We start from the raw sequence: 12,693 nt of genomic DNA on the forward strand, positions 1-12,693 counted from the left end.
ATCATGGAGATTATCGATGGCTCTTGGTCCCGGTTCGATCGCTTTCGTCGGTTTCAACGCGGACGGAACTGACGGATTAGCGTTCATTGTCATCGACCCGATTGCTGCGGGAACGGTTGTCCGCTTCAGCGACAAGGAATGGAACGGCCTGGAAATCGGATCTGGTGGCGCTTTCAACACCGGCGAGGGCGGTCTGACCTGGACCAATGGCGGAGGCGATCTGGCTGCCGGCACGATTGTCGAACTCCTCAACACCTCCGTGGCCGGCCGCACCGCCAATATCGGTACAGTCACTGGCGCAGGTTTTGCGCTCGGTAACTCGGAAGAGTCGATCTACGCCTTCGTCGGAACCTCTGACACCGCCCCGACCACCTTCCTGGCTGCGGTCACCAACAACAATGGCGGCTTCACCGACGCCAATGTCAGCGGCTTGCTCGCAGGCACCGGGCTCGTCGCGGGCTCCACGGCTTTGGTGCTGCCCCGGACCGACGGCGCCGATGTTGCCGCCTACAACCCGGCTTTCGGTGGCAGCTCGTTCGCATCGCGCGCGGACGCCCTTGTCGCGTTCAATACGACGACCAATTTTGTCGCGCAAAGCGGTAGCGGCGACCAGGATGGCGACGGCACCACTCCCGATGCGCCGTTCCTCACCGATGCGCAGTCTCCGCTCGCGGGTGTGACCTTCACCATCCAGTCAGGCATACCGCCGCAGATTGTCGGCTTCGCCTCAGGTTCTGTTTCGGTCTCGCAGGTCGAAGGCAATGCCGGAACGACCGCCTTCAGCTTCACGGTGGAGCGCACCGGCGGCACCATTGGTGACGTCAGCTTCAGCGGCCAATTGACTTCGGCGGCGGCTGATGCCGCCGATTTCAATGGCGCAACGCCTCCGCCGTTCGCCTTCAACGGCAGCATTGCCGCCGGCCAGAACTCGACGGTCGTAACCGTCCAGGTCAATGGCGACACGACGTTCGAGCCGACTGAGAACTTCAACCTGGCACTTCAGACGGTCGTCAACAGCGACGCGACCGTTTCGACCTCGCTCGGCGCGCAAACGACGGCGACCGGAACGATCGAAAACGACGATGCCGCCGGCCCCGGAAACGTGATCGAGGGCATCACGATCCTGGATCAGGCGCCGTCGCTGCAGGGCGACGCCGTAACGCCGACCGCCACCAATACGGTTCAGCTGGTTCGCCTCGGCAATTACGCACCCGCCGCCGGCACCAACGCCGAAGTGGTTTCGTTCGATCCGTCGACCGGCCGGGCCTACTTGCTCAACACCATCGGCAACACCATCGATATCGTTTCGATCAGCGCCAGCGGCGCCGTGAACCTCGTGTCCTCGATCGACCTGACCGCACTCGAAGGTTTCAACGGGGCAAACTCGGTCGCGATCAAGAACGGTGTGCTTGCCGTCGCCTACGCCAGCGATCTGACCGGCGCCAACGGTTTTGTCGCGTTGTTCGACGCCAACGGTACGCTCGTCAACACCGTGGAAGTCGGGGCGGGTCCCGATCAGGTGGTGTTCACCGCCGACGGTTCGAAGCTGCTGGTCGCCAATGAAGGCGAGCCCGGAGAGATCACATTGCCCGGCGGCGGCACGCAATTGATCAATCGCGAAGGCAGCGTTTCGATTCTCGATCTGTCCGGCGGCGCCGCAGCGGCCACGGTTGCCACGACGGTTGGGTTCGATCAGCTCGACGGCTACGAGACCGTGCTGAAGCAGGCCGGCGTCGCGCTGTTGACCGGCCAGACGGCATCGGCAGACATCGAGCCGGAATACATTTCGGTGTCGCCGGACGGCACCCGCGCTTACGTTACGCTGCAGGAGGTCAACGCGGTCGCCGTGATCGATCTGACCAATCCGGCGGCAACCAAGCCGCTTGCGATCCTGCCGCTGGGCGGCGTCGACCACACCCTGGCCGGCAACAAGTTCGATGCCAGCGACCGGGACGGCCCATCGAACGGCCAGGCCATCAATCTTCGCAACGCCGACGTCATCAGCCTGCTGCAACCGGATGCCATCGCCACCTTCAAGGTCGGCAACGACACCTACTTCGTCACTGCCAATGAAGGCGATGCCCGCGTGCTGCTCGACGACGAGGCGACGCTCGCGGAACAGGGCGGCGGCGTATTCACCATCGATCTCGACAACACGGCCTATCCCGATGAGGCCGCGATGAGGGCCAATGCCGACCTCGGCCGCCTGCGAATCCGAAAAGATCTCGGCGACACCGATGGCGACGGCGACATCGACCAGATCTACGCCTATGGCGGCCGCAGCCTGTCGATCTTCAAGCAGAATGCCGACGGCACCATCACCAAGGTGCGCGACACCGGCGGCGAATTCGAAGCGATCATCGCGCGGGACCTGGCGACGCGACACAACATCGACACCGCCGAAGGCGGCGGCTTCGACACCCGGTCCGACAACAAGGGGCCGGAGCCCGAGGGCGTCGATATCGGCGTCATCGACGGACGGACATATGCGTTCGTCAGCCTCGAGCGCGCGGGCGGTGTGATGATCTACGACATCACCGATCCCGCCAACGCATCGTTCGTCGGGTACAAGCCGCCGGGCGTGGGCGAAGGCAATGCGCCCGAAGTGACCAAGTTCATCAGCGCCGCGGATTCGCCGACCGGGACGGCGCTCGTGCTTACCGCCAATGAGGGGAATTCGACAGGGGGCGCCTATACCGGCTCGGGCCTGACGGTCTATGCCGCGCTGCCGGACGATTATACCCAGGAGGTCCGCGTCGCCTCGTCGTCGACCAGCGTCTCGCACGCAGAAGGCAACAGCGGCACAACCGCCTATTCGTTCGTGATCGAGCGCACCAACGGCACCATCGGTGCGGTCGACGTGTCGCTGCAGCTCGGATCCGCCGTGGCCAACACCGGTGACTTCTCCGGTGTTGCGGCGCTGCCGAAGACCATCAACGCCACCATTCCGGCCGGCGAGTCGTCGGTGACGGTGACCGTGGACGTCGCTGGCGATGCCGCCTTCGAAGCCAACGAGACTTTCACGTTGACGGTGACCGGCGCGTCGACGACGCAGCCCGGCGTCACCGCTGCGGTGAGCGCCACCCAGGCCGTGGCCACCGGCACGATCCAGAACGACGACGTCATGCACATCTACGACGTCCAGGGCGCCGGACATCGCTCGGAATTCGTCGGCCAGCAGGTGACGGTGCGCGGCATCGTCACGGCGATTGACGCCTCCGGCACGGAGAATGGCAGCAACAACCCGGTCGGCTACTACATTCAGGACGCGGTCGGCGACGGCGACTACCGGACTTCGGACGGCGTCTTTGTGTTCCTGGGGATTGGTGCCGGCGCCACGATCCCGGCCGGGATCGTCGTGGGTGCGGAAGTGCAATTGACCGCAACCGTCAGCGAGTTCGCCAGCACCAACCAGCTGTCGACGACGCAGCTCAACCCGGTGGCAGGCACGACCAGCATTTTGTCGACGGGCAATGCCCTGCCGACCGCCGTGCGCGTCGGCGATGTCGACAACCTCGCGACCGGCCTCGAACGCAAACCGGCTTTGGTGTCGCTCGGTGACGATGACGTCGATACATCAGCTCCGGGCGGCATCTATGACCCGGTGACCCAGGGGTCGGATTTCTGGGAATCCCTGGAAGGCATGCGCGTCACGCTGGAAGATGTGCGCGTCACCACGCCGTTCCACTCGAATTTTGACGAACAGTTCGTCACCCCGAACGTCGGCGCCAACCCCTCGAACAATCCGCGCGGCGGCCTGACCATCAGCGACACGACGCCGGGAACGACGCAGCCCGCCGACAAGGTGTTCGACTTCAATCCGGAGCGCATTCAGCTGGACGACGAAGCCGGCGTGGCGCTACCCACCAACCTTCAGACCGGCGACCGCCTGGGTGATGTGACCGGCGTCGTCAACTACGCCAACGGCCAGTATGAGGTGAACACGACCGAGGCCTATGGCCCGGTGACCGCGGCGAACCTGCAGAAGGAAACCACCACGATCGTCGAGAATCTCGACCGGATTCGCGTGGCCACCTTCAACGTCGAGAACCTGGCGCCGGTTGGTCAACTGGTGGATGGCGTGCCGACGCCGGCGAGCAAGTTCGCCGGTCTCGCGGCTGCTATCGTCAACAACCTCAAGGCACCCGAGATCATTGCACTGCAGGAGGTGCTGGACAATGACGGCGCCACCAGCTCAAGCACCACGAGCGCTTCGGAAACCCTGTCGCAGCTGATCGACGCCATTGTTGCTGCCGGCGGACCGCGCTATGTGGCGATCGACTCCGCACCGATCGACAACATCGGCGGCATCCCGGGCGGCAATCAGCGTGTCGCCTATCTCTACGACCCGTTGGCGGTATCTCCGAGCGCCCGCAACGGCCTGACCGACATCGTCAGCGACGCTGACGGCGTGAAGGTGCAGCATTTTGCCAGCGCCAACCAAATCGGGCAGGGCAATACCGACTTCACCGCCACGCGTAAATCGCTCCCGATGGAATGGTCGCCGGTAGGTTACACCGACGAGCAGGGCGGCACGTTCTGGACCGTCAACAACCATCTCTCCTCGAAGGGCGGTTCGGCGCCGCTTTACACCACGCTGCTGGATCTGCCGCTCTATGCCGACCCGATCAACGGGTCCGCGCAGCAGACCGGTTCGTCGAACGAGCGCGAGGGACAGGCGGAGACGATCAACGCGTTTGTTGATGGCCTGCTGGCCAACGCGTCGGCGACCGATGACCGCATCGTGGTGCTGGGCGATCTGAACGACTTCCAGTTCTTCCCGGTCGTCGACCTCGTCACCGGCGCGCTCACCCGCACCACCGCCAACCCTGACGGGACCCCCAGCGTCTTCGCGCCCGGTACCGCGGTGCTCTCCGAGCTGATCAGCAAGCTCCCGGAAAACGAGCGCTATTCCTACATTTTCGACGGCAATGCTCAGGCGCTGGATCACATCCTGGTTTCGAACAACCTGTATGACAGCGCCCAGTTCGATATCGTGCACATGAATTCGGAGTTCATCGACCAGCTTTCAGACCACGATCCGTCGGTGTCGTCGCTGGTGATGTCCCGTTCGGCTGCGATCGCCACCGCCGGCAACGACGTGTTCGATCAGGCCGCCTACACGGCGAAGTTTGGCGTGCGCGGCAGCCTCGCCGGCAACGACACGATCGACGGCCTTGGCGGCGATGATCGCATTGCCGCTGGTGGCGGCAATGACGCCGTCGATGGCGGCGCCAACGGTGCGGCCGGCGACGTCGCCGTCTACACCGGCGCGCGCAGCAACTACACGATCACCCAGCAGGGTGGCTCGTTCGTCATCACCGATACCCGCGCGGGCTCCGCCGACGGCGTTGACACCGTCACGAACGTCGAACGGTTCGAGTTTACGGACCGCACGCTTACCGCGGCGCAATTGCTTGACGCAACGGGGCCGATCCTCACCGCGGCCACGCCTGCCGACAACGCGACTGCGGTCGCCGCCGGCAGCAACATCGTGCTGACATTCGACGAAGCCGTCGCGGCAGGGTCCGGAAACATCGTCATCAGCAACGGCGCGGGAGACATCCGCACCATCGCGATCGGCGATGCGTCGCAGGTCACGATCTCCGGCAACATTGTCACCATCAATCCGACCGCCGATCTGGCCGCCGGAGCCGCCTACGACGTCACACTGGCCTCGGGCGTGATCACCGACGTCGCCGGCAACGCGTTCGGCGGCATCGCGCAGAACGACCTCGACTTCACCGTCGCCGCGCCGCTAACCTACAAGCTTCAGATCCTGCACGCGTCGGATTTCGAGGCAGGCCTGAAGGCGATCGACGACGCACCGCGCTTCGCAGCCATCGTGGACCGGCTCGAAGATACGTTTGCCAACTCGATCACCCTGGCGTCGGGCGACAACTACATTCCGAGCCCGTTCTTCAACGCGGCCAGCGACCCGAGCCTGGCATCGTTCTTCCAGCCGAGCATCGGCCGCGCCGATATCCGCATCCTGAACACGATCGGGATCGAGGCCTCGGTTATCGGCAACCACGAGTTCGATCCGGGCCCGCGCGATGTGCAGAACCTCATCCGTCCGCTTGCAGATCCCGACGGTACCGGCCCGCTAGGCGGCTACGAAGGAACCCGGTTTGCCTATCTCGCCGCCAACCTGAACTTCGCCGGCGAGCCGGACCTGGCGCCCAATGCCCAGACCACGCCGCTCACCGAAGCGACGTTCGGTGTCGGTGCAAGCGGTGGACGCCGCATCGCGCCCTCGACCATTCTCGAGGAAAACGGCGAGAAGATCGGCGTGGTCGGTGTCACGACTCCGGTGTTCGAGGACATCACGACGCCCGGCGGCGTCCGGATCATCGGCCCGCGCACGCTGGAAACCGATGCCGACTTCATCGCGCTTGCCGCGATCATTCAGCCGGCGATCGATGCCGTCATCGCCCAGGGTGTGAACAAGGTCATCATCGTTTCGCAGCTGCAGGAGCTGAAGAACGAGCAGAAGCTCATCAGCTTCCTGCACGGCGTCGACGTCGTGATCGGCGGCGGCTCGAACGCGCTGCTCTCTGACAGCAACGATGTTCTCCGTCCAGGCGACGTCAGCGAAGGCGAGTACGCGCAGATCCTCACCAACGCAGACGGCAAGAACACGGTTCTCGTCAACACCGACGGTAACTACAAATATGTCGGCCGACTGGTGCTTGAGTTCGATGCCAATGGAGATATCGTCCCCGCTAGCCTCGATCCGAGCGTAAACGGCGCCTATGCCACTGACGATGCGGGTTTGGCCCGTGTTTACGACGGCACCGGCATCGATCCGTTCGCCGAGGGTTCACGCGGCGACACCGTGCGTGATCTCACCACCGCAATCGACGGCATTATCACCCAGAAGGATGCCGTCACCTTCGGTCGTACCGACGTCTACCTTGAGGGGCGACGTGGTGAGGTGCGTTCGCAGGAAACCAATCTCGGAAACCTCTCCGCCGACGCGAACCTGTGGTACGCCAAGTCGGAATACGACAGCGCCGTTCAGATTTCGATCAAGAACGGCGGTGGCATCCGCGACTCCATCGGCTCGATCAGCTCCGAGGGCGACGGTGCCGAGCTTCCGCCTGCGGCAAACCCCGAGGTTGGCAAGGAAGCGGGAGAGGTCAGCCAGCTCGACATCGAGAATTCGCTGCGCTTCAACAACGCGCTCAGCCTTGTCACGCTGACGCCACAGCAACTGCTCGAAGCGCTGGAAAACGGTGTTTCCAACCCGGGCGGCATCTTCGCCCAGGTGGGCGGTCTCCGGTTCAGCTATGATCTGACCCGCCCTGTCGGTGACCGGGTTCGCTCGGTCACGTTGGTCGACGAGAACGAACATGTAATCGCGGTCGTCGTCGAGAACGGGGATGTGGTTGCTGATGCTCCGGCGGCGATCCGTATGGTGACGCTGAGCTTCCTGATCGGTGGGGCAAATCCCAACGCCCCAGGCGGGTTCAACCGGCCTGACGGCTTCCGGTTCGCCGAGTACATCGCTGCCAACTCGGCCTTTGCCAATCGCGTCGATCTGTCTCCGGATAATTTGCCGGCAGACGACGTGGCTACCCGTACGGGCGCTGCAACATTCACCGACGACGGCTTCGAGCAGGATGCGTTGGCCGAATATTTCGCGGCAAACTTCTCCACAACCCCGTTCGCGCAGGCCGATACGACCCCGGCCCAGGATCAGCGCATCCAAAATCTGGTTGCAAACGGCGGCAACGATACCGTCCTTCCGATCATGGGAACCGACGGTGAGGATGATCTCTCCGGCACCGCCGGAAAGGACTCGATCTTTGCCAAGAACGACGACGATCGCGTTCGCAGCCTCGGTGGGGACGATCTCGTGCTGGGCGGCGGCGGTGACGACGTCATCGAGGGTGGCGACGGCAACGACCGTGTCGAGGGCGGCGAGGGCAACGACTTCGTCTTCGGTGATGCAGGTAGTGACACCGTGCTGGGCGGCGCCGGCGACGATCGGCTTCGCGGCAATGACGGCAGCGACAAGCTGGTCGGCGGCACTGGCAACGACAATGTCAACGGCGGCGCGGGTTCGGACGCTTATGCCTACAAGCTGGGCGACGGTTCTGACATCATTACCGAAGCGGCGAATACACCGGCCGACACCGATACGCTGGCACTCGTTGATCAGAACGCTGCGAATGTTACGTTCCGCAGGTTTGGCAACGACACTCAGATCGAGCTGTCCAACGGCAGCGTGATCACGTTGAAGGATCAGCGGGTTGGCGGCGGCGTCGAGAAGGTGACCTTCGCCGATGGCCAGGAGTTCGATCGCAGCGGCATCAACAGTGCGATCGTCAATCGCGGGCCGATGGCCCTTGACGACACCGCAGCGACGGTGGCGGAAGATGCGGCGGCGTTCGTCATTCCGTTCGCCAGCATTCTCGGCAACGATACCGATGCCGACCTTGACGCGCTCTCGATCACCGCGCTCGCAAATGTCGTGGGCGGCACGGCCGAGATCGTAGCGGGTGGCATCCGGTTCACGCCGACGGCCAACTTCAACGGGCCGGCCTCGTTTGAGTACACCCTCAGCGACAGCAACGGCGGGTCGGATACCGGCAAGGTCGGCTTCTCCGTTACCGCGGTGAACGATGCGCCGGTCACGGTGAACGACGTCGCGACCGTAGGCGAAAACCAGTCGATGGCCTTCGACCTGACGGCCAACGACACCGACGTCGAGGATGGCGTATCCCCGACCTTGTCGGCCTTCGAGGTGACCGGCGTCTCGGGCATCAATCTGAGCAACGCGAACGCCCAGACGGCTTTCTCGATCAATCCGGGCGGCCAGCTGCAGTTCAATCCGGGCAACCTGTTCGACAGCCTGAACACCGGCGAAAGCGCCACCGTCTCGATCAGCTATACGGCGCAAGACAGCGCCCACGCCGCGTCGACCGGAACCTTCACGCTGACGGTCACCGGAGACACCGATGCCAACGTGATCAATGGTACCAACGGCACCAACCTCTTGTTCGGTACGGATGGCGTCGATCTCATCAATGCGGGTGGCTCGGTTGACTTTGCCTTCGGCCAGGGCGGTGACGACATCGTCAATGGCGGAACCGGAGATGACTTCGCGTTCGGCGGTCTTGGCAATGACATCCTGCGCGGTGAGGCCGGCCGGGATATCCTGTTCGGAGAGGACGGCAACGACACGCTGGCCGGCGGCCAGGGCAATGACCAGCTGTTCGGCGGTCTGGGCAACGACACCTTCATATTCCAGCAAGGCGGCGGACGCGATCTGGCATTCGACTTCAAGTCGGGCGCCGGCTCGGACGATGTTCTCCAGCTGGATGCCAGCGCATTCGCCGACTTCAATGCGTTGATGGCGTCGGGCGCGGTAACCAACAGCCAGGTCGGCACCGAGATCGAGTACGCTGACGGGTCCAGCATCACCCTGATCGGGGTCAACAAGGCGACGCTGACGGTGGACGACTTCCGCTTCGCCTGATGATCCATGCCGAATTGGTCATACGAGTGGGGGCGCACGCGCCCCCATTTCGTTTTGTCAGATAACTGTAACAATTCTCGGCTACCGCCAAGACTGTACGAGCAAAGGCTGTACGAGCAAGGCTGTACGAGTGAGCGCAACCATTGACCACCAGCCGGCAACAACCCACAGATGCTGCCCGCGGCGAGTTGGATAGAGCGCTCGCGCATTGCCGCTCGGCGTTTTTTGCCATCGCCGGATTCAGCGCGATTCTTAACATTCTGGCGCTGACAGGCTCCCTCTTCATGATGGAAGTCTACGACCGGGTGCTGCCCAGCCGGAGCGTGCCGACGCTGCTGGGCCTGCTGGCGCTGGTGCTGATCCTGTACGTCTTTCAGGGGTTTATGGACGCGCTGCGCGGCCGGTTACTGGTTCGGATCGGCCTCCGTCTTGACCAGGAGATGTCGGATCGGGTCTATGCGACGGTGATGCGGTTGCCGATCCAGGCGCCAAAGCGCGGCGAGTCGATCCAGCCGCTGCGCGACCTCGATACCGTCCGCGGCTATCTGTCCGGCCCGGGGCCAACGGCCTTCTTCGATCTGCCCTGGGTTCCGCTCTATCTCGCAATCTGCTTTGCCTTCCATTTCTGGATTGGGGTCACGGTGCTGGCAGGCGCGCTGGTCCTGGTTTCGCTGACGCTGCTGTCGGAACTGCTTGCGAAGAAGTCGGCGCTTGACGCCAATCGCATCGGCAATCAACGCGCGCGGCTGGCGGAGACCAGCCGTCGCAACGCCGAGGCTCTGACGGCGCTCGGCATGACCGGATGGATTTCGCGCCGCTGGCAGTCGTTGAACCGCAAATTCCTGTCCGGGCAGGTCGATTCGAGTGATCTTGCCGCGGGCCTTGGCGCGATGGGGCGAGCATTCCGGATGATGCTGCAGTCCGGCGTGCTTGCCGTCGGCGCGTATCTGGTGATCAACCAGCAGGCCACCGCGGGTGTCATTATTGCATCGTCTATTTTGTCGGCGCGGGCGCTCGCACCGGTCGATCTTGCGATTTCCCACTGGCGCAGTTTCGTCGGCGCCAGACAGGCGCGCCAGCGCCTGCACAAGCTGCTCATGTTGCTGCCGGAACTGAGAACGCCGACCTCGTTGCCGAAGCCGCAACGCGGTCTCAGCGTCGAGAATATCAGCGCGGCGCCGCCGGACGTCCAGCGTGCGGTCGTGCACGAGGTGACGTTCGCCCTGAAGGCCGGTAACGGGCTCGGCGTGATCGGCCCCAGCGCGTCGGGAAAATCGTCACTGGCCCGGGTTCTGGTTGGACTGTGGGCGCCCGCACGTGGCGCCGTCCGGCTTGACGGCGCGACGCTGGACCAATGGGTGCCCGATGAACTCGGGCGCCACATCGGCTATCTGCCGCAGGACGTCGAATTGATCGAAGGGACCGTTGCCGAGAACATTTCGCGGTTCGATCCCGACGCCTCGTCGGAGGCGATCATCGCGGCGGCGAAAGCTGCTGGCGTGAACGAGCTCGTGCTGTCGTTGCCGCAAGGTTACGACACCGAGATCGGCGAGCAGGGCTCCGCGCTGTCGGCCGGCCAGCAACAGCGCGTCGCGCTGGCGCGTGCTCTTTATGGCGACCCGTTCCTGGTCGTGCTGGACGAGCCGAATTCCAATCTTGACGCCGAAGGCGACGAGGCATTGACGCAGGCGATCCTGGGTGTCCGCGCCCGCGGCGCGATCGTGATCGTGGTCGCGCACCGGCCGAGCGCACTGTCGGGCGTCGATCACGTGCTCGCGATGAGCGGCGGACGACAGCAAGCCTTCGGCCCCAAGGACGAGGTGCTGGCCAAGGTGCTGCGGCGCGATGGGCCTGTCAGCGCGCCCAAAGTTGTGCAAGCCGTCCAGGGATGAGCGATGTCTGACGCTGATTTGATCGACCCTCGTTCGTCCATTCGCGGACACATCGCGGTCGGGCTGGCCGCCATCATGCTCGTCACCGGCGGCATCGGCGGATGGGCTGCAACCACCGAAATTTCGGGCGCCCTGATTGCGCCGGGAAGTGTCGTGGTCGAATCCAACGCACGGAAGGTTCAGCATCCGACCGGCGGCGTCGTTGGGCAAATTGCGGTGACCAATGGCAAAGCCGTGACGGCCGGCGACCTCCTGGTCCGGCTCGACGAAACCATGACGCGGGCAAATCTGCAGATCGTGTCGAAGACGCTGGATGAAATGACGACGCGCCGCGCGCGGTTGCGTGCCGAACGCGACGGCGCAGCGGAAGTGTCATGGCCCTCGGCGTTCAAGGACCGGCGGCAGGAGGAAAGCGTTGTCGAGCTGATGACCGATGAGCAGCGTCTGTTCGAACTGCGCAACACCACGCGGCTTGGTCAAAAGCGACAGCTGCGCGAGCGGATCGCTCAGCTCAACGAGGAAGCGGTCGGCATCACTGCCCAGCAGGCGGCCAAATCGCAGGAACTGGATCTGGTCAACCGTGAGCTGGAGGGGGTGCGGCAACTCTGGAGCAAGCATCTGATCCAGATCAACCGCCTGACGGCGCTCGAGCGCGAAGCGGCGCGGCTTGACGGCGAACGGGCGCAGCTGATCGCGGCGGCGGCGCAGGGACGCGGCAAGGTATCCGAGATCGAACTTCAGATCACCCAGATCGACCGCGAACTGGCCAGCGAAGTCGGCCGTGAAATGCGCGAGATCGACGGCAAGGCGGGTGAATACGCCGAGCGGAAAGTGGCGGCCGAAGACCAGTTGCGGCGGATCGACATCCGGGCCCCGATTTCAGGCACCGTCCACGAAATGAACGTCCACACGATCGGCGGCGTCGTCAGTGCCGGCGAGCAATTGATGCTGATCGTGCCGGACTCCGAGCGTTTGACGGTCGAGGCGAGGGTGGCGCCGCAGGACATCGATCAGGTGCGGGTCGGGCAGGCTGCCGCGCTGCGTTTTTCCGCCTTCAGCCAGCGCACGACGCCGGAGATCAATGGGGTCGTCAGCCGGGTATCGGCCGACGTGACCACGGAACAGCGCACCGGCGTCACCTACTATACCGCGCGCATTGCCATTGCGCCCGAAGAGCTCGCGCGCCTCGGCGAGGTCAAGCTCGTGCCCGGCATGCCGGTCGAAGTGTTCATCAAGACAGCGGACCGGACGGTTGGCTCCTACTTGACCAAGCCGATGTTCGACCAGGTCGCCCGCGCCTTTCGCGAACGATAG

The 12,693-nt window shown here is 64.0% G+C and carries 3 protein-coding genes; all 3 read left to right on the plus strand.

What is annotated here, in order from left to right; all coding sequences use genetic code 11:
* The first annotated feature begins 16 nt into the window (after positions 1-16).
* The 3 genes from JQ609_RS15735 (at position 17) to JQ609_RS15745 (ending at position 12,693) form a co-directional block, all read left to right on the plus strand.
* A complete protein-coding gene (locus tag JQ609_RS15735) occupies positions 17-9,487 on the plus strand; it encodes a choice-of-anchor I family protein (protein ID WP_212274076.1) in 9,471 nt (3,156 codons plus the stop codon).
* 143 nt (positions 9,488-9,630) lie between these two features.
* The gene (locus JQ609_RS15740; RefSeq protein ID WP_212274077.1) at positions 9,631-11,379 is read left to right on the plus strand and encodes a type I secretion system permease/ATPase; all 1,749 of its coding nucleotides are present in this window, start codon (positions 9,631-9,633) and stop codon (positions 11,377-11,379) included.
* A 3-nt stretch (positions 11,380-11,382) separates the two neighbouring features.
* Positions 11,383-12,693 (plus strand): HlyD family type I secretion periplasmic adaptor subunit, encoded by a 1,311-nt coding sequence (locus tag JQ609_RS15745; protein ID WP_212274078.1) that lies wholly within the window; start codon positions 11,383-11,385, stop codon positions 12,691-12,693.

This window comes from Bradyrhizobium sp. AUGA SZCCT0169, from assembly GCF_018130085.1.
Taxonomy (GTDB): Bacteria; Pseudomonadota; Alphaproteobacteria; order Rhizobiales; family Xanthobacteraceae; genus Bradyrhizobium.

Coding starts and splice junctions, on each gene's coding strand:
- JQ609_RS15745 (WP_212274078.1), top strand. CDS start 11,383: ATGTCTGACGCTGATTTGATCGACCCTCGTTCGTCCATTCGCGGACAC.
- JQ609_RS15735 (WP_212274076.1), top strand. CDS start 17: ATGGCTCTTGGTCCCGGTTCGATCGCTTTCGTCGGTTTCAACGCGGAC.